The sequence below is a fragment of the Mycobacterium conspicuum genome, assembly GCF_010730195.1.
Taxonomy (GTDB): Bacteria; Actinomycetota; Actinomycetes; order Mycobacteriales; family Mycobacteriaceae; genus Mycobacterium; species Mycobacterium conspicuum.
The window spans coordinates 3,611,334-3,631,232 of record NZ_AP022613.1 but is presented as its reverse complement, the minus strand read 5'-3'; the positions used below and the strand labels follow the sequence as shown (position 1 = coordinate 3,631,232).

Here is a 19,899-nt window from a genome sequence, read left to right as displayed (position 1 = left end):
ATTACGGTGCTGCATTCGTAAACCGTTCGCGCAGCGTATCGGTGAGGAAGCGCGTTGTCGACACCGGGCGGAACGCGCGCGCCGCCGCGGTGAGCGCGTCGCGCGAGGTCGCACTCAGCTCGATTTCGGCTGCGGCCACGTTGAACTCGAGCTGCTCGACGCTGGACGCCCCGGGAATGGCGACCACGCCCGGCAAGCTGATCAGCCAGGCCAGCGCCACCTGGGCCGGCTTGGCGTCGGCTTCCGCGGCGACGTCGCGCAGCGTCTGGAGCAGCGGCTCGATGCGGCGCAGGTTCTCCGTGCCGAACAAGGAGTTCACCGCGCGGACACCGCCCGACCGGTTGTTCAGACCATATTTGCCGCCCAATAGTCCTTGCGCGAGTGGGCTGTACGCGATCACGATGCGGTTCTCGCGCTCGGCGAACGGGACGAGGTCCTCGAGCGCACCGGGGCGCGCGAGCGAGAAGTCGACCTGGTTGCTGATGACCGGGCGGCCCAGGGCGGCATCGGCCCGCTGCCACCGTTCGAGCGAGTAGTTCGAAACGCCGGCCGCGCCGATCTCGCCGCCGTCGAGCAGGCTGCGCATTCCGGGCATGATCACCGAGTCGGGGACCACCGGGTTGGGCTGGTGTATCTGGTAAAGCGGGATGCGGTCCAGTCGCAGCCGCCGGGCACTGGCGCGGGCGCGCTGCTTGATCACCGCCGGAAACGGCGCGATCGGCATGATTTTGCTGGCCACCGCGACGTCGGCGCGCCGATCGCCGAGCGCCTCGCCGAGGATCCGCTCGCTCTTGCCCAGGCCGTATACCTCGGCGGTGTCGAACAGGGTGATCCCCAGGTCGAGGGCGCGCTTGACGATCTCGCGCGCGGTGCCGGCGGCGTAGCTGTCGCCGTAGCCCCATTCGCGGGAGCCGAATTGCCAGGTGCCCAGCCCGATCCGGCTTACTTTGCCGATTCCGCCGACGTCGATATATTTCATGGTTGCCACCGTACGCGGATGCGCTCGGCCGGCTGAAAACAAGACGGCAACGTCCCGGCCATCCGGCGTACACGCCGCCGTCCTACGGTACGGCGTTACAAACGGTCAGCCGAAAGGCCGCTGTGACGGATTTTTTGGTCGCTCCGCCAGAGGTCAATTCGCTGCGCCTGCACAGCGGTGCCGGGGCGGGTTCGATGCTGGCGGCGGCGACGGCGTGGGATGGCCTGGCCGCCGAGTTGCCTTCGGCGGCGTCCTCGTTCGCATCCGTGACGTCGAACCTGTCGGGGTGGTGGCGAGGCGCGTCGTCCGCTTCGATGAGGGGTTTGGCCGCCGCGTACGTGTCGTGGCTGCATCTTGCGGCCATCCACGCCAAGCAAGCGGCCGCCCAGGCCACGGCGGTGGCCGCGGCGTTCGACGCGGCGTTTGCCGCGACGGTGCACCCGGCGGTGGTCGCGGCCAATCGCGCACGGCTGCGGTCCCTGGCGGGCGCCAACGTCTTCGGGCAGAACGCGTCGGCGATCGCGGCGGTCGAGGCCGAGTACGAGCAGATGTGGGCCCAGGATGTGGCCGCGATGGTGGGCTATCACGCGGAGGCTTCGGTGGCCGTCGGGCAGCTGATGCCGTGGCAGCAGGTGGCGGCAGGTTCGCCCAGCGGGATCGTTATCGCTGTCCCGGGTGCGGCCCCGGGTCGTCTCACCGGCGCCGAGACGTCCTGGCAATACGCGGCGCTGAACGGGATGATTGGTAAGAATTGGTTGCCCGGTATCACGCCAAGGGTGGTGAACTATCCTGCGGCCGCCGGCTTGATCAGCGGCTTGTTCAAGCCCACCGCAAACGAGTCCTTCGCGATCGGTCAGCGGGCGCTGAACACCGCCATTCTCGATGCCGTGAGCAGCGGCCAATCGGTGGTGGTGACGGGCCTATCGGAGGGCGCGATCGTCATCGACCGCGAGGAAGCCTATTTGGCCCACGCCCCGAACGCCCCATCGCCGAGCATGCTGACGTTCGTCGAGTTCGCCAATCCCGAGCGCGGCCTGGCCGAGACCTTCCTGCGCGTCGGGATGCACATCGGGGGCGTGGGGTACACCCTGGGGGCTGCGCCCGTAAGCCAATACAACACGACCGTCGTGTATACCCAGTACGACGGCTGGGCCGATTTCCCCGACCGTCCCTGGCATCTGCTGGCCGACGTGAACGCACTGGCAGGAGTGCCGTACTTGCACACACCGACCGCGTTCGCCTCGCCGGCTGACGCGGTGGAGGTGTCCTCGGTGACCAACGCGCTGGGCGGGACCACGACCACCTACATGATCCCCACGACCACTCTTCCGCTGCTGATGCCGCTTGAGCAGCTCGGTGTTCCGGCCCCAATTATCAACGGCCTGAACAACTTCCTCACACCGATCGTCAACCAGGGCTACTCGCAGTACGACCCGAACGGTGGCCCATATCTCAGTCGAGGCGTGCTGTGGTGACGCGTCGTTGCCCTGCGTCGTGGCCGGCCGAGTCCGGTATTCACTTTTCGTTTGTCGAACGTAACGCCCCCTGGCTGTGAGCCAGAGCCACCGTCGCCGCCGCCATCACCGCGACCGACACGCTGACCGCGACCCAGCCGACGGTGTCGGTGTTGAGCGTCTCGCCCAACACGGCGACGCCGAGGACCGATCCCACGATGGGCTCGGAGACGGTGACCGCCGGTAGTGACGCGGTCAGCGGGCCGGCCCGAAACGCGGACTGCTCCCACGCCGTGGCGGCAATCGCCACCACCACCCACACGTAGATCTCGGGTGTGCGCAGCAGCGCCGGGATGCCGCGGCCGATCTGGTCCACCACGCCCTTGGTCAGCACCGAGAACAGACCCCAGAGCGAACCCGAGATCAGCCCCAGCAACAGCGCCTTGACCGAACTCGAGAAGATACGAGCACCAATCAGGCACAGGATTATCGCCGAGCCCAGCACCGCGGCCACCACGGCCCAGGCGCGCAGCGACCCGCGCGGGGTTCCCTGCTGAGGGTCACCGACGGTGACCACCACCGCGACGGCGGCCGTCAGGAGAACGGCCCAAATCCCTTGCACGCGAGTGATTCTGCGGTGCCGTGTGCCCGCGTTGATCAGCAGCGCGAACAACAGCGAGGTCACCAACAGCGCCTGGACCAGCACCACCGACCCCAGACCGAGCGCGGCGGCCTGTAGTCCGAACCCGGCGCCGGCCACCAAGGTGCCCGCCCACCACCGGCGATCGCGCAGCAGCCGGCCGAACAGCGCCAACGTGCCGACCGGTTGGTCCGTGACCTGTTGGGCTGACCGCTGCTCGAGGACGTCACCGATGGCGACCATCAAACCAGCCGCGAGCGCGAGCAGTGCGGCGACGGCCGTGCTGGTCACGTTAACTGTTGCGTCTGACCTTGAGCGCCGCGGTGATCATCGGAATCTGCAACGGCAGCCGGGCCAGCGCAACGATCCGCATTGGCCAGGGCTTGTCCCACCACAACCGGCACATGTTGACGTTCGCCGGGAAGACCCCTAAGAACAGTGCGACGGCCGCCAGCGCGCCGAACCGCCGGGTGCCGCGGGCCAGCAGCAGCGCGCCGATGCCTACCTCGGCTACTCCCGAGACGTAGGTGTAGAGCCGGGGGCTGCCGGGCAGCTCGGCGGGGACGATCTCGTCGAATGGTTTGGGGGCCAAGAAGTGGACGGTGCCCACGCCGATCAGCAACGCCGCGATTCGGTAGGCGAGCGTCTGGTTGGGGTCGCGGGGAAGTGCTGGGGTGCTGGTCATGGCCTCATTGTGCCGGGTGCCCACGAGACGCCTGGCGGCGGTCCGCCGGCCCGTCATGGTGCGAAATGATAGGGAAATCCCTGATGCATCGCCACTTCCACACCGCCAGCGTCAACTCCGCAGCGAATTCCATTGGATGGAAGCCGATTTGGGTGCGCTGGACGGTCGCATCACGCTGAACGATCAGACCTACACCGCGCAGGGCTGGACCATCGTGCCCGCAGCGGACGGCACAACGTTCACCAACGGCGGTAGCGGACACGGGATGTCCGTGAGCGATCAAAGTGTGCGGCCGTTTTGAATCAGCAGTCGCGTGACCATCCCACGGCCGTGCTGATGCGTTCCGCCGGGGCGCCCGCATCGGCACACAATTGCGCGACGGCCTCTGCCGATTCGGCGGCGAACACGCCGAACGCGTAGTCGTCCGCCGGGACGGCCAACGCCATCAGCAACCGAACCTGGATACCCAGTGCCGAGACGGATGCGGCGCCGTCATTGATACGCCCGGCCGTTTCCTCGATGAACCGCACGGGTGTCCGCGGTCCATACCACTCGACGAGAAATCGCTGCAAGCCCGCGTCAGTGCCGTCCATCGCCCCACGGTAACGATTTGAGACCGGTCTCAAATCAGGGTTTTTCCTACTCTTTGGCGGTTGCGAGGGCTTTGTAGAGCTCGATGCGGGAGCGGACGTTGAGTTTGCGGTAGATGCGACTGAGGTTGACTTCGACGGTTTTGGGGCTGATGAACAGCGTTGCGGCGATGTCGCGGTTGGTCAGGCCGGCGACGGCGAGTTCGGCGACGCGTTGTTCGGAGTCAGTGAGCCCTTCGGCGCGGCGTCGGCCCGAGGTTCCTCGGGTGAGTTCGGTGGTGGCGCGTTGCGCCCACAGTGTGGTGCCGAGTTGTTGGAAGGTGCGGTGTGCTTCGCGCAGGGTGGTGGTGGCGGTGTCGCGGTGCCGTTGTCGGCGTTGAAGTTGGCCGAGCAGCAGTTGGGTGCGGGCTCGTTCGAAGGGCATGGGGAGGCGTTGGTGTTGGGCCATCGCGTGTTCGGCGGTGGTGGTGGCGGTGTCCAGGTCGCCGCGTGCGGCGTGCAGCATGGCGCGGCAGCGCAGGCCCACGGCCAGCATCCAGGGGCGGTCGAGTCGGTGACCGTTGCGTTCGAGGGTGTCGATCAGCGGTTCGGCCTCGTCGAGGCGACCCAACTGGATCATGGCCTCCACGGCGTCGGGCACAAATGAGGCGCCGATGATTTCGGTGCCCTGTGGCGCGGCGTGGATGCGCGACACCTCTGACTGCAGTGTCGCCAATGCCGCCGCGTAGTTGCCCAGCGATACGTCGAGAAAGCCCAAGACCGTGACCGGCCATTGAGACAAGCTGCGCGAGTTGCTGCGCTGCCCGGCGGCCAGGGCATCGGTGACGTCGCTGCGCGCCTCGTCGACCCGTCCCAGGTAGGCGGCGACCAATGCCCGCGCCGTCAGGCCCACACACAGCGGCAGATCGCCCCCCAACTGCAGGGCCCTCTCCATCAGGTCGTCGGCGAGCGAGCCCGCTTCGCTGAATTCACCCCGCCAGACATTCAGTAGCGCGCTGTGGAAATCGATGAAGAGTAGTTCGCTCTCTTCGCCGCGGTCGACGTAATGCCGCCGCATCGCGCCCATCTCGGCGTGGGCCGTGTCGAGCTGGCCGGTGCAGGCCAGCAGCAAGCCGTTTTGCACGCTGGGACGGAATACCGACGGCACCGGCGCTTCGCGGTTCTCCAATTCGAGGGCGCGTCGCATCCCGTCGACATCGAAACCGTGGCCGTATAGGAAGCGCAGCATCACCCGCATGCCCAATGCCTGACTCAGCAGGTTCGACTCTTCGAGCCCGGCGGCGGCAGTTACGGCCTCGTCAACGCTGCCGACGGCGTCGGGGAGTTGGCCCGCGTTAAAGCGGGCGAACGACAGCGTGATCAACATCTGCACTCGCAGTGCGATATCGTCACCCGTCTCGGCCAAGCCACGCTCCAGTAAGCTCGCGGCCTGGGCGAAACTGTCGCCGGAAACGCGGACCACGACCAGCTGGTGGAGTGCCTCGGCACGGAGTGGACCCGCCGGCAGTTCGGCAACCACGGCCTCGAGCATCTGGCGTGCGCGTCCGGGGTCACTGGCGGCGAAATAGTATGCGGCGCAGCGGATTCTGCGATCCGGCTCCCCGCCGCCCAAGCTGATCGCCAGCTCGAGCAGTTCAGCGGCCGCGGCGGGCGCTCCTCTGCTGCGCGTGATCTCGGCAGCCGTGTCGAGGGCTCGAATTGTGCTTGGTTCGCCGGTGGTGTCGGACAAGGCGAGGTGGCGGGCGCGCAACTCGGGTTCGGTGACGAGTTCGGCTAGCCGCCGGTGCACTTCGCGGCGCCGAGCCGGGCCCGCGCCGCTGTAGACCCCGTGCGCCAGGATCGGATGGGTGAAGTGGATCCGGTTTCCGTCGATCGCCACGACGGCTTCGGTCTCGGCGGCACCGAGCAACTCGATGAGGCGTTCCGGTGTGGTGTCGCTGGCCTGGGCCACCATCTGCACGGTCGGATCGGGCAGGCAGGCCATGGCGAGCAGCGCATCCTCGGCACCACCGGCGACCTGCCTGATTCGTGCGCTGACCAACTCGTTGAGACTGCCCGGCAGGCTCAATTCCCCGGGACGGCGGTTGATGTCGATGTCGCGGGCCAGCTCCAACGCGAAAAACGGGTTGCCCCCAGAGATTTCGTGGATGCGCAGCAACATCGGGCGCGCGATTGAGATGCCCAGCCGAAGTGCCAGAACTTGATGCAATTCTCCAATCGCAAAGGGCTGCACCAGTATTCGCTGCACCGCGTCGGGCCTGGGCGGCTGTAACCGCAACACCGCTTCTTCGGTGCGGGTCGTGCACAACAACGCCGCGCCGGTCGGCAGCCGTCGTGCGGCGAACGACACGACGTTGGCGCTGGAGGAATCCAGCCATTGCAGGTCGTCGATGGCGATCAACACCGGACCCTCGGCGGTGAGTTTTTCAAGGACTGCGACGAACGCCGCCGCCACCGCGCGCTCGTCGGTGGCATGGGCGTCGTCCCGGCGACGCAGCAGTGCGGCGTCCAGACCCTGCCGCTGGGGGGCGGGCAGGTCCGCCCATGTCGCGTCGTCGACGCTGCCTAACAGGTCGGTCAGTGCGCTGTAGGCCAGGACCGATTCGGCCGCGGCCGCGCGGCTGGCCAGCACCCGAAAGCCCCGTTCACGCGCCCGGCTCAGTGCATCCAGCCACAGTGTCGTCTTGCCCATGCCGGGCTCGCCGGCAACGACGGCGACGCACGGCCGGTTGGGCACCGAGTCCAGAAAGCCGGCGAGAACACCCTCTTCTGACCGTCGACTGACGATTTGCTGTGCCACCGGCGAGCCCTGCCCTCGCCTGTCAGTCGATCTGCCTAAGCAAAGATCGCTCCGGTCTGCTCATGTATGCCTCGTGTACGAAGTCTGTGAACAACCATTGAGCGTATTGCAGCTGGAAAAAGACCGCAGCGTTAGGCCTAAATTGGACGGTTCGCTTTGGTGTTGTCGGCGACCATGCGCAAAGCCGAGTCGTAGACGGCGGTGAAGTGGATCTCGAAAAGTGCCACTAGATCAACCGAGTCGCCGTCGATTCCCTGGGCCAGAAATGCCCCGTCGGCGCCGGCGATTCCATAGCTGGCCAACCGCTGGACCTGCGCGTCGGTCAGGCCGGGAATCAGCGCGCGAATAGTGCCGGCGAGCATGTCGAACGCCTGGGCGCGGACAGAGATGAACATGGCCCGCGCCCGCGGTTCGACGGGTCGACGCTCCAGGGCGAGCATCAGGCCCAGGCGCAGGAAATCGGGGGAGTCGAGCAGCGCCTTGGCGACCTGCTGTGCCAACCCGATCAGTCGCTCGCGCGGCGTGCCGTCGACCGGCATCTCCCACGCCGAAAGCCATTGCGCGAAGCTGCGTTCGATGACCGCGGCAAGCAAATCGTCCTTGTCCTTGAAGTGCCAGTAGATCGAACTGGCCGGAAGGCCGCACTTGGTGCTGACCAGCCCGATGCTGGTGCCCTCGTAGCCGCGCTCGCTGGCGATCTCGGTGGCCGCATCGAGGATGCGGGTCCGGGACGCCTCGCCGTCGACGCGGCGGCGCCTCTTTGGCTCTTGCGACTCGACCACGGAAAAACTCCTTGACTCTGTAGTGATCACTACACTAGCGTAGCGATCGTTACAGAATCAAGTCTGACACGAAGGCGAGACAGCGGTGACCGAGGATCCGATCTACGACGTGGCGATCGTCGGTTACGGGCCGACGGGCGCGACCGCCGCCAATCTTCTTGGGCGCCTTGGCCTGCAGGTTGTCGTCATCGAACGTGACCCCGACATCTACGGCCGGGCGCGGGCCATCTCCACCGACGAGGAGGTGATGCGGATCTGGCAGTCCGTCGGCCTGGCCGACCGGCTGCAGCGGGACATGCTGCCGGGCCGACCGCTGACCTGGGTTGACGCCGACGGGGTGCCGTTTATCGAAACCAAGATGACGTCCCGCGGCTGTGGGCATCCGCCGCAGCAGTTCATCTATCAACCGGCGGTCGACCAGGTGCTGCGCGAGGGGGTCGCCCGGTTCGACAACGTGCGGCTCCTCCTCGAGCACGAATGTCTACGCGTCGCCGATCAGGACTCATGCGTTGAACTCGTGCTGGCCGATTTGCGCTCCGACACCCTCAGGCGGCTACGTGCGTCCTACGTCATCGCGGCCGACGGCGGATCGTCGCCGACCCGCGGCCTGTTGGGCGTCGGCTACGCCGGACGCACCTACACCGAGCGTTGGGTCGTCATCGACACCGAGGTGATCCGCGAGTGGGACCGCCACGACTGGCTGCGGTTCCACTGCAACCCCGAGCGCCCGACGGTCGACTGCCCGACGCCGCTGGGGCATCACCGCTGGGAGTACCCCGCCCGCGCCGGCGAGGACGAGAAGAAACTCGTCACCGACGAGGCCGTGTGGCAGGTCCTGCACGATCAAGGCATCACCGAGGAGCACGTAAAGATCCTGCGCGCGGTCATCTACAGCCACCACGTGCGCGTCGCCGACCGGTGGCGCGTCGGCCGGGTCTTTTTGGCCGGCGACGCCGCCCACGCGATGCCACCGTGGATCGGCCAGGGCATGTCGGCGGGCGTACGCGACGCGGCCAATCTGTGCTGGAAGCTGGCGGCTGTGATCCGCGGACAGGCGCCCGATTCGCTGCTCGACACCTATCAGGTCGAACGCAAACCACACGTCGTCGAGGTCACCCGCCGCGCGGTACGCACCGGCCGGTTGATCACGGAGCGCCGAAAGTGGTTGGCGTGGTTGCGAAATCACCTGTTACGCAATTTGACGCGGCTGCCCGGTGTCCTCGAGATCGCGGAGAAGCTGATCTGGATCCCCGATGCGCGTTACCCCGTTGGCTTTTTCGCCGCTGATGCACACGCCGCGGTGGGTTGGCAACTGCCGCAGCCGTGGGTCACCAACTCCGACGGCGAGAAGGTGCGGCTGGACGACGTGATCGGCGGGCGTTGGGCGGTAATCCATTTGGGCGAGGTGCCACCCGGAGCCGAGCTGTGGGAAAAGCTGGGCGCTCTGACGCTATCCGTGTCCGATCTCGGCGACGACGACGGCGCGCTGACCCGGTGGCTGCGCGCCAAGAAGGCCGCCGCGGTGGTGCTGCGCCCCGACGGGTTCGTCTACGCCGCCGCGTCAGCCGGCGGACCGTTGCCGGCACCGCCGTTCGCCACGCCGGTTCACGCAGGAGTCACCGCATGACCGCCAGCACACTGACCGAACACACCGTCACTGTTGATGGCAAACCGATCTTCGTCGCCGAAGCCGGCACCGGCGAGCCTGTTGTCATGCTGCACGGCGGAGGCCCCGGCGCGTCCGGCGTGTCGAACTACTCGCGGAACATCGACGCCCTCGCCGCGCACTACCGGGTGATCGTGCCCGACATGCCGGGCTACGGAAGGTCGGCCAAGGGTGTCGATCAGCACGATCCGTTCGGGTACCTCGCCGACATGATTCGCGGCCTGCTCGACGAACTCGGCGTTAGCACAGCGCATCTCGTCGGCAACTCGTACGGTGGCGCGGCCGCACTGCGGCTTGCGCTGGACACGCCGCATCGCGTCGACACGCTGATCTTGATGGGTCCCGGCGGCATCGGCACGACCCGGGGCCTTCCGACGGCTGGGTTGCAAAGCCTGCTGTCCTACTACGGCGGAGAGGGCCCGAGCCGCGACAAGCTCGCCACGTTCATCCGCACCTATTTGGTGTACGACGGCGCCGCGGTGCCCGACGATCTTATCGACGTGCGCTACCGGGCATCCATCGACCCGGAGGTGATCGCGCACCCGCCGCTGCGCCGCCCGTCGGGCCTGCGCACGTTGTGGCGGATGGACCTGACCCGCGACCGACGGCTGAAGGAGCTCACCACACCGACGCTGGTGCTGTGGGGGCGCGAAGACAAGGTCAACCGCCCGGCAGGTGGCCCGATGTTGTTCAACCTGCTGCCGAATGCGCGGTTGGTGATGACCCCGCATACCGGGCACTGGATGCAGTGGGAGCGTGCCGAATTGTTCAATCGGTTGGTCATCGAGTTCTTGGAGGATCAGCGATGAACCCGTCAGTTTTTGGGAAGGTCCATCTCGGCTACATCGTGATCGAGTCCGAAAAGTTCAGCGATTGGCGGCGATTCGGCCGCGACGCCATCGGCATGCACTGCGACGACCTGTCATCCGGGGTGATGCGGTTTCGCCTCGACGACCACGAGTGCCGCTTCCTGTTGCGACGCGGCCGCGCTGAGGACGTCACGACGCTGGGCTGGCAGCTAGACGACCACGAGGCGTTCGACGCCGTCCTGGCCCGCGTCGCACAGCACGGAGTGCCCACCGTCGAAGGCACCGACGAGGAGGCGGCGCTGCGGGGCGTCGAGCGGTTGGTCCGGTTCCCCGGACCCAACGGCCTGACCCAAGAGGTATTCACCCGCGCCCGTGCCGGCTTGGCGCCGTTGCACATGGCGGCGCGCGGCGGATTCGTCACTGGCGCAGCGGGTATGGGGCACGTCGCCGTCACCACCACACGGCCGCATCAAGTGCGCGGGTACTTTACTAGAGTGTTCGACGCACGGCTGTCCGACTTCATCGACGAGACGATCAGCGGCCTCAAGTTCAAGATCCGGTTTTTGCGGGTCAACCAGCGCCATCACTCGGTGGCGATCGCCGCGGTCAACCGGATGCCGCTGAACCCGATCCGCACCCGGGTGCAGCACCTCAACATCCAGGTCGCCGATCTCGACGACATGACCGCCGCCTATCAACGGGTCAGGGAACTCGGCTTTCGCATCGCGCTGGGCGTCGGCCAACACACCAACGACAAGGAACTGTCCTTCTACGCGGTCACCCCGTCGGGATTCGAGTGGGAGGTCGGCTGGAATCCGGTCGTGGTCGATGAAAAGACTTGGCAGCCAACGACGTATCGGGGTATCAGCATCTGGGGGCACTCCCGGGAGGGCCAGACGATCGTCGACAAATTCGCTCAATTCAAGACCGGAGCCACCTCCTTGCTCCGCGACGAGGACGTCGTTCCCGCGCTTGCGGGCGCGGGAATTCCCGACCATCGATAGGAGCAGCAATGCAACGCATCGACACCCATCACCACGCCGTCCCCGACGACTACCTAAAACTATTGCGCAAGTCGGGAATTGATGCTGCCGGCGGGCGCGCCGTACCGGAGTGGAGTCCGGAGGGCTCACTCGAGGTCATGTCCGAAGTCGGCATCGCAACCGCGATCCTGTCGGTGTCGGCGCCCGGCACCACGTTCCTGCCGAACCCGGCCGACGCCGCCGCGCTGGCTCGCGATCTCAACGATCACGTCGCCGGCGTGGTCGCCGCCGATCCCGCGCGGTTCGGTTTCTTCGCCACCGTGCCGATGCCACACGTCGACGAGTCCGTCGCCGAGGTGGTGCGGTCCCTGGACGAACTGCACGCCGACGGCGTCGTGCTGCTGGCCAACGCGGCGGGCGTCTATCTCGGCCAGGACGGTCAGGACGACTTGTTCGCGGCGCTGGACGCGCGTTCGGCCGTGGCATTCATCCATCCCGCCGAGCTACCCGGCCCCGCCGTCGAGGGCGTCGTACCGTTCGCGGCCGACTTCCTGCTCGACACCACCCGCGCGGCGTATCTGCTGGTGCGCAACGGGATTCGCCGCAAATACCCGAACATCCGGTTCATCCTCAGCCATGCCGGCGGGTTCGTGCCGTACGCCGCGTATCGGCTGGCGATGGCCATCGTCGGCGACACCGGCCGCAACCCGACCGACGTTCTCGACGACTTCGCCGGCTTCTACTTCGACACCGCGTTGTCGTCGAGCGCCGCGGCCCTGCCCAGCCTGCTCGCCTTCGCCAAGCCCGGGCACGTCACCTTCGGCTCCGACACGCCGTTCGCTCCGCTTGAGGTCTCCAAGCTGTTCGCCGCCGGGTTGGAGGCCTACCCCGGACTCGACGCGGACACCCGCGCGGCGATCGACCGGACCAACGCGCTGGCCCTGTTCCCGCGCCTCGCCACTTAACCGCGAGCCTGCGCGTCTGTACGTCGACACGCCGTAACAAGCGTGCATCTGCGCACGCTCGTGCCGAGGCTAGTCAGCCACCGGCGGCAGCCAGGCGAGGATGCGGTCGGCCAACTCCGGCCCGCTGTCCTCCTGAATGAAGTGGCTGGCATTGATGCGGGCGTGCGGCTGACCCGCGGCGCCGGGGATGTGCTCGATCAGCGGGCGATCCGCCCTACCGAGGATCGGATCGCGATGCCCAAAGATGGCCAGGCAGGGCTTCTCCCAGCGGCCCAGGGCCGCCCAGGCGGCCCTATTGGCCGGGATCGCCGGATCGTTGGGCGAGGTCGGCACCAATTGCGGGAACGCACGGGCCCCGGCTTGATACCTCTTGTCGGGGAACGGCGCGTCGTAGCCCGCACGGACCTTGGCCCGCACCCGCCGCACGGTGCCGACGGCAACGATCCGGCCCGCCGGCAGCACGGGGGAGTAGCGCGCAAACGCGCGCCAAACGTGGAAGGCGGGCGGGGTGGGTCGCTGCGCGGTTGGCAGGAAACCGTTCGCCACCACCAGCCGCCCCACCCGGGCGTCCTGTTCGGCCGCGATTCGCAAACCGATCAGCGAGCCCCAGTCCTGCACCACCAGCGTCACGTCCTTGAGCTTGAGGCGCTCGAACCACGATGTCACCCACTCGACGTGCCGCAGGTACGTGTAATCCTGCATCTGACTGGGCTTGTCGGAGCGGCCGAAGCCGATCAGGTCGGGCGCGAGCACGCGGTAGCCGCCGTCAGCGAGCGGCGGAACCATCTTGCGGTACAGGTAACTCCACGTGGGTTCGCCGTGCAGCAACACGATCGGCGGGCCCTCGGGAGGCCCTTCGTCGAGGTAGTGCATGCGCAGCGGCTCGGTGTCGCTCGCCGCCACGTCGACGTAATTCGCTGAGAACGGGTAATCCTCAAGGTTTTCGAACCTCGAGTCCGGGGTTCTCAGGACATCCATGATCAGCTCCTCTGGTGGACCTGCCATTGGCGGCGTCCCGGACAGCCTGCCTCGGCGGGCGTGACTTCGTCCAGTACGAAATGTCTTGAAGGTACAACCATGTCGCAATCAGCGGAGGCGCGGCCACCAAAATCCCTGTTCATGCCCAGCAGCTAGATGAATTTGACTCACGCGCAATTGACGGTGGCGCGGCTGTCGGGCTTCAGCATCCTGGGCCGCGATGTTGCAGGGCCTGGCCCATCCGCGACAACGCCTCGCGGAGGATCGCTTGGGAGGTGGCGAAGTTCACCCGCACATGCCCGGCTCCGCCGCTGCCGAAGGCGTGCCCGGACGTGAGCGCGACCCGGGCCTGGTCCAGGAAAAAGCGGGCCGGCCCGGACAGGTCCGACACCACCGCCGGGCCTTCGGCGGCTTGCTCGCCAAACCCCAGGTCCCGACAGTCCAGCCACGCCAGATACGTGCCCTGCGGCCGTTGGTAGCTCACCCCCGGCAGCAGCTCGGCGACCAGCTCATCCAGTAGCGTGCGGTTCGCGTCCAGGCCGCGCAACAACGCGTCGAGCCAATCGTCGGCGCTGCGGAACGCCGCGGCGTGGGCGATGGCGCCCAGGTGGCTCGGCCCGTGGCTGACCTCTTCGGGCATGCGCCGAAGGTCGCCGACGGCCTCGGGGCCCGCGATCGCCAGCGCCGCCTTCACCCCGCACAGATTCCACGCCTTGGTGGCCGACGTCAGGGCCAGGGCGTCCTCCGCGCCCGGCACGCTGAGATACGGCGTGAATCGCGCCCCAGGCAGCACCAGGGGGCCGTGAATCTCGTCCGACACCACCCGGACCCCGAAGCGGCGGGCACGGTCGGCGACACCGCTGAGTTCGTCCCTGGTGTGCACCGACCCCGTCGGGTTGTGCGGATTGCACAACAGATACGCCACGCCGCCGCTGGGCCCGGCCGCCGCGCGGGCCCGGGCAAACGTTTCCTCCAGCACGCCCAGATCGATCCGGCCGTCCCAGCCCAGCGGCGCTTCGATCACCCGACGCCCGTCGTGGGACACAAACGCATAGAACGGGGGATACACCGGCGAGTTGACGACGACGGTGTTGCCGCGCTCGGTGACCAGTCGAAGCATCTCGACGACGCCGAGCATGACGTCGGGAACGATCGCCGTGTGGTCGACCTCCACGGTGTGCCATTGCCAACGCCGCGAAGCGAATTCGCTGACCGCCTCGGCGAACGCGGTCCCGTAGGGATATCCGGTGTCGCCGATGTCGACGGCGCGATGGAGGGCGTCGGCCACCGTCGGTGCGAGCTTGACGTCCATCTCGGCGACCCACAGCGGCAGGACATCGGGCGGCCGGGCCCGCCATTTCATGCTGGTGCGCGCGCGTAGCTGCTCGACCGTGAGTTCTTCGAGCGGATTGGGTGTCACGTGGGCAGACTAGGCCGCCGCCGCCCGATCAACCACTGATTAGTGCGGGAACAAATGTTAGGTTAGCCGCATGTTCACGCTCAGGTTCGACATGCGGGCGCCGGATTGGGCTGGGCCGCCCGCCGACCTTTACGGCGCGGCCATCGACATGTGCGCGTGGGCGGAGACGCGAGGTGCGGCGCTGGCCGTGTTGTCGGAGCACCACGGCGCCGCCGACGGCCATCTGCCCGCGCCGCTGATGCTGGCCTCGGCGATCGCGGGGCGCACGCGCACGTTGGCGATACTGCTGGCCGCCGTGGCGATTCCGTTGTGGGACCCCGTCCGGCTCGCCGAGGAGATGAGCGTGCTGGACCTGATCAGCAGGGGACGGGTGTGGTACGCGTTCGGCGTCGGGCATCGGCGCGAGGAGTTTGAGCATTTCGGCGTCGACATGACCACGCGCGGGCGGGTGGCCGACGAGATGCTGGCGGTGCTCGGCCCGTTGGTGCGTGGCGAGGTGGTCTCCTATCGCGGCCGGCAGGTTCGGGTCACCCCGGCATGCGCGACGGCCGGCGGGCCCATGGTGCTGATCGCCGGCGGCAGCAAGGCGGCGGCCCGTCGCGCCGGCACCCACGGGTTCGGCTTCGTCTCCCAGACCGCCCTGCCGGGCCTGAAGGAGCTGTACGAGTCGGAGTGCCGCGCCCACGGGCACGAGCCCGGAATGATTCAGTTTCCCGTCGAAGGCGCTCCCACAACGGTTTTCGTCGCCGAAGATGTCGACGAGGCATGGGACGTGTTGGGGCCGCACCTGCTGCATGATGCGATCATGGCGGCGTCCTACCGGCCCGGAGACGATTCGGTCGCGAGCATCAGTCGCGCCGACAGCGTCGCGGCGTTGCGCGCGGAGAGCGGCGGACCGTACCGCATTTTCACGCCCAACGAGGCGGTCGACTACATCCGCGGCGGGCGCCTGCTGCCGTTGCATCCGCTGTGTGGCGGCGTGGCGCCCGACGTGGCGTGGCCGTATCTGCGCTGTGCGGTAGCCGCCGCCGCGCGGGCCCAAGGTTGAGGAGACATATGCGCGTTGTGGTGTGGTCCACCGGCGGAGTGGGAAGGAACGCCATCGACGCCATCAGGCGCCGGCCGGATCTGGAACTTGTTGGCGTATGGGTGCATTCGGCGGACAAGGTCGGCAAGGACGCCGGCGAGTTGGCCGGTGGTGAGCCGCTGGGGGTGGCCGCCACCAACGACGCCGCGGCGCTGATCGCGTTAAAGCCTGACTGCGTGGTCTATGCCGCCAGCGGTCCCGAACGCGACGGGGCCGCGGTGCCCGACTACATCCGGTTGTTGCGGGCCGGGATCAACGTCGTGTCGACGTCGTCGACGAGCCTGGTGTACCCGCCGTCGTACTTCGCGCCGAACTGGCGCGACGACCTCGAAGCGGCGGCCAAGGCCGGCGGCGCGTCGTTGTACGTGTCGGGCATCTTCCCGGGCTTCGCCTCCGACCAGCTGGCGCTGCTGATGACGACGCAGTCGAAGCACATCCGCTGCATCACCGCCAGCGAGGTCGCGCTCAACGATCACTACCCGGTGGCCGACGTGATGATGGATGGCTTGGGTTTCGGCCGCCCGCTGGAGTTCGAACCCATGATGACGACGCCCGGGTTCATCGAGATGGCTTGGAAGGCACCGATATACCTGATCGCCAGCGGCCTCGGGGTGGAGGTGGAGCAGGTGCGCGGTTACTTCGACCGCGAGCTGACCGAGCGGGATATCAGCGTGGCATTCGGCACGATCGCGGCGGGCACCTGCGGGGCGGTGCGGACCCGGGCCGCGGGTGTGGTCCACGGCCGCGAGGCCATCGTGATCGAACACGTCATCCGGATGGCCCGCGACGTCGCACCCTCGTGGCCGACGTCCGATTGCGACGCGACGTACCGGGTCGACATCGAAGGCGATCCCGAAGTTCACTGCGTGATGACGATGGGGGCGGCCGTCGGCCACGGTGCCGGGCACGCCGCGATGATGTCGACGGCCATGCGGGTGGTGAACGCGGTTTCCTACGTCGTCGACGCCGCGCCCGGCCTGCTCAGTTCGCTGGACATCCCGACGACCCTGCCGCGACATGTCTTTGACTGATCGTTGACGCCGATCTTGGGCCCCACGTAGCGTACGTGAGACAAACCTTAGGTTATCTAGGAGTCGCCGTGTTCACGATGCGCTTCGACATGCGGGACCCGGCGTGGGGAGCGCCCCCGGTTGAGCTGTATGCCGCCGTGCCCGAGATGTGCGCGTGGGCCGAGGATCACGGCGGCCTCGCGGCCGTGCTGTGTGAGCACCACGGCTCCGAGGACGGCTATCTACCGTCACCGATGATGCTGGCTCCCGCGATCGCCGCGCGCACTCAGCGCCTGGGTCTGAGCCTGATCCTGATTCTTCCGTTCTACGACCCGGTACGCCTCGCCGAGGACATGGCGGTCCTCGACATCATCAGCAATGGCCGGGCGTCGTACATCCTGGCCCTGGGGTATCGGCCCGAGGAGTTCGAGCACTTCGGTTTGGCGGTGCGTGATCGCGGGCGGCTCTGCGACGAGAAGCTCACGTTGCTGCGGCGGCTGCTCGCCGGTGAGACGGTGGACCTCGACGGACGACGGATCACGGTGACACCGCAGCCGCTGACCCCCGGCGGACCCGGATTGATGTGGGGCGGCGGCACCGTCGCGGCCGCACGCCGGGCCGGCAGGTACGGCCTGGGGATGTTGGGGAACGCGAACGAGCCCGGGATGCGGGAGGCCTACGAGGCCGCCTGCGCCAAGCACGGCCACGCGCCCGGCGCGACGTTTTTTCCCGAGCGCAACACCCCCTCGGTCACCTTCGTCGCCGACGACATCGACCAGGCGTGGTCGGAGCTCGGCGACTACCTGCTGCACGACGTGCAGACGTACGCGGCCTGGAACCCCGGCGACGAGACGACGGCGGGGTTCTCCCACGTTCGCAACGTTGACGAGCTGCGTGAGGCGGCCGCGTCGCACGTGATTATCCCGGTCTCCGAGGCGGTCTCGCGGATTCGCGCCGGCCAGGTGTTGAACCTCTCGCCGCTGTGCGGCGGGCTGCCACCGGAGATCGCGTGGACCTATCTCAAGCGCGTCGGCGAGGTCGTGTTACCCGAGGCGCTGTCGAAGGAGGCGTCACTATGACCACGACCGAGTTGTACTACGACCCATTCGATTTCGACATCGACGACGACCCGTATCCCATTTGGAAACGGCTGCGCGACGAAGCCCCGCTGTATCACAACGACAAGTACAACTTCTACGCGCTGAGCCGGTATGAAGACGTCGCCCCCGAGCTGACCAACTGGGAGGTCTACCGCTCGGGCCATGGCACCACCATGGACATCATCATGAGCAACATCGACTTTCCGCCCGGTGTCATCCTTTTCGAAGACCCACCCATTCATGATCACCATCGCCGGTTGCTCTCAAGGGTTTTCACCCCGCGCCGGATGGAGGCGATCGAGCCCCTTACCCGCGACTTCTGTGTGCGTGCGCTCGACCCGCTGATGGGCACGGGGCGGTTCGACTTCATCGAGAACATCGGCGCGATGGTGCCGATGCGCACGATCGGCTACCTGCTGGGCATCCCCGAGGAAAACCAGGAGGAGATCCGGGACCGTGGCGGCCGCCAAATCACGCTCCAAGAAGGCACATTCAGGCCGGTGCCCAAGGATTTTCTCGAGCACAGCCATGAGATGTTCGCCGACTACGTCGACTGGCGGGTCGACCATCCCTCCGACGACCTGATGACGCAGCTGCTCAATGCCGAGCTCGAGGACGAAAACGGGACCCGGCGGCTGACGCGCAGCGAGGTGTTGCTCTACGTCAGCATGATCGCCGGCGCCGGCAACGAGACCACCACGCGCCTGATCGGTTTCATGGGCCAACTGCTCTCCGAGCACCGCGACCAACGTCGAGAGCTCGTGCAGAACCCCGGGCTCATTCCGATGGCGATCGAGGAGGTCTTGCGCTACGAAGCGCCCTCGCCGGTGCAGGCGCGCTACGTCGCGCGTGACGCCGAATGCCGCGGGGAAACGATTCCGGAGGGCTCGATCATGTTGTTGCTCAACGGATCAGCCAATCGCGACGAGCGCAAGTATCCCGATCCGGACACCTTCGACATTCACCGCGGCGCCGGGCATCTCAGCTTCGGGCACGGCCTGCACTTCTGTTTGGGCTCGGCGCTGGCGCGCATGCAGGCGCGGGTGGTGCTGGAAGAGGTCATCAAGCGCTGGCCGGATTGGGAAGTCGACTACGCCAACGCCACCAAGGCCCACACCACCAGCGTGCGGGGTTGGTCGAAGCTGCCCGTCTTCACCGGCTAGGTCACCCACTCGGGTTGTTCCGACGTTTCCACCGTGCTGAAGTCCTTGTGCGCCAACCCTGCCGTGTTGCCGCCGTCGACGATGAATTCCGAGCCCGTCGAGTAGCTGGAGTCGTCGCTGGCCAGATAGATCACCAGGTTGGACACCTCTTGCGGCTGCCCGATCCGGCCCAGCGCGGTCTGGAAGATGTCGTCGGGAACCCAGTCGGTCATCGGCGTCTTGATCAGCCCCGGGTGAATCGAGTTGACCCGAATTCCGCTGGGCCCCAACTCCAATGCCGCGGACTTGGTCAGTCCGCGAACGGCGAACTTGGTCGCGGTGTAGCCGTGGCACGCGATGGTGCCGGCGATACCCTCGATGGACGAGATGTTGATGATCGAGCCGCGGCCGGCCTCCTTCATCGGTTTCACCGCGGCCCGGATGCCGAGGTAGACGCCGGTGAGGTTGATGTCGATGATCCGTTGCCACTCGGACAGCGCGTAGTCCTCGATGGTCCCGACGTTGATGATGCCGGCGTTGTTGACCAGGACATGCAGCCCGCCGAATTCGCGGACCGCGGTCGCGACCGCGGCGTCCCAGTCGTCGGGCTGGGTGACGTCGAGGTGGACGTAGCGGACGCTGTCGCCGATCTCCTTGGCGACCACCTCGCCCTCGTCGTCCAGGATGTCGCCGAACACGACCTTGGCGCCCTCGGCCACCATCGCGCGCACGTGCGATGCGCCCATGCCGCGCGCCCCGCCGCTGACCAATGCGACTCTGCCCGTCAACCGATCCGCCATGCACTTCTC

General features: G+C 67.2%; 19 protein-coding genes. 10 read left to right on the top strand and 9 right to left on the bottom strand.

Annotation, left to right across the window (positions count from 1 at the left end):
- Position 1: 1 nt before the first annotated feature.
- On the bottom strand, positions 2 to 979 hold the full coding sequence (locus G6N66_RS16820) for an aldo/keto reductase (RefSeq protein WP_085231206.1): 978 nt from the start codon (positions 977 to 979) through the stop codon (positions 2 to 4).
- Between the two features lie 122 nt (positions 980 to 1,101).
- On the opposite strand from G6N66_RS16820, the gene G6N66_RS16815 reads away from it, so the two are divergent.
- Positions 1,102 to 2,454, top strand: coding sequence for a PPE family protein (locus G6N66_RS16815; RefSeq protein ID WP_085231205.1), 1,353 nt, complete (start codon positions 1,102 to 1,104; stop codon positions 2,452 to 2,454).
- 40 nt (positions 2,455 to 2,494) lie between these two features.
- On the opposite strand, the gene G6N66_RS16810 is transcribed toward G6N66_RS16815, so the two are convergent.
- On the bottom strand, positions 2,495 to 3,364 hold the full coding sequence (locus tag G6N66_RS16810) for a DMT family transporter (protein ID WP_139825026.1): 870 nt from the start codon (positions 3,362 to 3,364) through the stop codon (positions 2,495 to 2,497).
- Between the two features lies 1 nt (position 3,365).
- Positions 3,366 to 3,758, bottom strand: a complete 393-nt coding sequence (locus G6N66_RS16805) for a DoxX family protein (RefSeq protein WP_085231285.1) — start codon at positions 3,756 to 3,758, stop codon at positions 3,366 to 3,368.
- Between the two features lie 136 nt (positions 3,759 to 3,894).
- On the opposite strand from G6N66_RS16805, the gene G6N66_RS16800 reads away from it, so the two are divergent.
- Positions 3,895 to 4,059 (top strand): hypothetical protein, encoded by a 165-nt coding sequence (locus G6N66_RS16800; protein WP_163645860.1) that lies wholly within the window; start codon positions 3,895 to 3,897, stop codon positions 4,057 to 4,059.
- A 1-nt stretch (position 4,060) separates the two neighbouring features.
- Here the strand turns inward: G6N66_RS16800 and G6N66_RS16795 are convergent, their stop codons facing one another.
- The 3 genes from G6N66_RS16795 to G6N66_RS16785 form a co-directional block, all read right to left on the bottom strand.
- Positions 4,061 to 4,351 carry a hypothetical protein gene (locus tag G6N66_RS16795; protein ID WP_085231204.1) on the bottom strand — a complete coding sequence of 97 codons (291 nt, stop codon included), beginning with the start codon at positions 4,349 to 4,351 and terminating at the stop codon, positions 4,061 to 4,063.
- 46 nt (positions 4,352 to 4,397) lie between these two features.
- On the bottom strand, positions 4,398 to 7,148 hold the full coding sequence (locus tag G6N66_RS16790) for a helix-turn-helix transcriptional regulator (protein ID WP_085231203.1): 2,751 nt from the start codon (positions 7,146 to 7,148) through the stop codon (positions 4,398 to 4,400).
- A 137-nt stretch (positions 7,149 to 7,285) separates the two neighbouring features.
- Positions 7,286 to 7,930 carry a TetR/AcrR family transcriptional regulator gene (locus G6N66_RS16785; RefSeq protein ID WP_085231202.1) on the bottom strand — a complete coding sequence of 215 codons (645 nt, stop codon included), beginning with the start codon at positions 7,928 to 7,930 and terminating at the stop codon, positions 7,286 to 7,288.
- 85 nt (positions 7,931 to 8,015) lie between these two features.
- On the opposite strand from G6N66_RS16785, the gene mhpA reads away from it, so the two are divergent.
- The 4 genes from mhpA to G6N66_RS16765 are packed head-to-tail and all read left to right on the top strand — an operon-like array spanning position 8,016 to position 12,353.
- Complete coding sequence (gene mhpA, locus G6N66_RS16780; protein WP_085231201.1) at positions 8,016 to 9,557, top strand: bifunctional 3-(3-hydroxy-phenyl)propionate/3-hydroxycinnamic acid hydroxylase MhpA; 1,542 nt, start codon at positions 8,016 to 8,018, stop codon at positions 9,555 to 9,557.
- Positions 9,554 to 10,405 carry an alpha/beta fold hydrolase gene (locus G6N66_RS16775; protein ID WP_085231200.1) on the top strand — a complete coding sequence of 284 codons (852 nt, stop codon included), beginning with the start codon at positions 9,554 to 9,556 and terminating at the stop codon, positions 10,403 to 10,405. Before mhpA ends, G6N66_RS16775 begins: the two co-directional genes overlap by 4 nt.
- Complete coding sequence (locus G6N66_RS16770; RefSeq protein WP_085231199.1) at positions 10,402 to 11,409, top strand: VOC family protein; 1,008 nt, start codon at positions 10,402 to 10,404, stop codon at positions 11,407 to 11,409. The genes G6N66_RS16775 and G6N66_RS16770 overlap by 4 nt, the downstream gene beginning before the upstream one ends.
- A gap of 8 nt (positions 11,410 to 11,417) precedes the next feature.
- Positions 11,418 to 12,353 (top strand): amidohydrolase family protein, encoded by a 936-nt coding sequence (locus G6N66_RS16765; RefSeq protein ID WP_085231198.1) that lies wholly within the window; start codon positions 11,418 to 11,420, stop codon positions 12,351 to 12,353.
- A 69-nt stretch (positions 12,354 to 12,422) separates the two neighbouring features.
- Here G6N66_RS16765 and G6N66_RS16760 read toward each other — a convergent pair whose 3' ends face one another.
- Together G6N66_RS16760 and G6N66_RS16755 are read right to left on the bottom strand one after the other, a co-directional pair.
- A complete protein-coding gene (locus G6N66_RS16760; RefSeq protein ID WP_085231284.1) occupies positions 12,423 to 13,331 on the bottom strand; it encodes a haloalkane dehalogenase in 909 nt (302 codons plus the stop codon).
- A gap of 202 nt (positions 13,332 to 13,533) precedes the next feature.
- Positions 13,534 to 14,751 (bottom strand): MalY/PatB family protein, encoded by a 1,218-nt coding sequence (locus G6N66_RS16755; protein WP_085231197.1) that lies wholly within the window; start codon positions 14,749 to 14,751, stop codon positions 13,534 to 13,536.
- Positions 14,752 to 14,821: 70 nt separating this feature from the next.
- Here G6N66_RS16755 and G6N66_RS16750 point away from each other — a divergent pair, with 70 nt between their 5' ends.
- The 4 genes from G6N66_RS16750 to G6N66_RS16735 all read left to right on the top strand — a co-directional run bounded on the left by G6N66_RS16750 (position 14,822) and on the right by G6N66_RS16735 (position 19,111).
- Positions 14,822 to 15,799, top strand: coding sequence for an LLM class flavin-dependent oxidoreductase (locus G6N66_RS16750; protein WP_085231196.1), 978 nt, complete (start codon positions 14,822 to 14,824; stop codon positions 15,797 to 15,799).
- Positions 15,800 to 15,807: 8 nt separating this feature from the next.
- Positions 15,808 to 16,869, top strand: a complete 1,062-nt coding sequence (locus tag G6N66_RS16745; RefSeq protein ID WP_139825025.1) for an NAD(P)H-dependent amine dehydrogenase family protein — start codon at positions 15,808 to 15,810, stop codon at positions 16,867 to 16,869.
- A 68-nt stretch (positions 16,870 to 16,937) separates the two neighbouring features.
- Complete coding sequence (locus G6N66_RS16740; RefSeq protein ID WP_085231194.1) at positions 16,938 to 17,927, top strand: LLM class flavin-dependent oxidoreductase; 990 nt, start codon at positions 16,938 to 16,940, stop codon at positions 17,925 to 17,927.
- Positions 17,924 to 19,111 (top strand): cytochrome P450, encoded by a 1,188-nt coding sequence (locus tag G6N66_RS16735; RefSeq protein ID WP_085231193.1) that lies wholly within the window; start codon positions 17,924 to 17,926, stop codon positions 19,109 to 19,111. Before G6N66_RS16740 ends, G6N66_RS16735 begins: the two co-directional genes overlap by 4 nt.
- On the opposite strand, the gene G6N66_RS16730 is transcribed toward G6N66_RS16735, so the two are convergent.
- Positions 19,108 to 19,890, bottom strand: coding sequence for an SDR family oxidoreductase (locus tag G6N66_RS16730; protein WP_085231192.1), 783 nt, complete (start codon positions 19,888 to 19,890; stop codon positions 19,108 to 19,110). The genes G6N66_RS16735 and G6N66_RS16730 overlap by 4 nt on opposite strands.
- Positions 19,891 to 19,899: the final 9 nt, after the last annotated feature.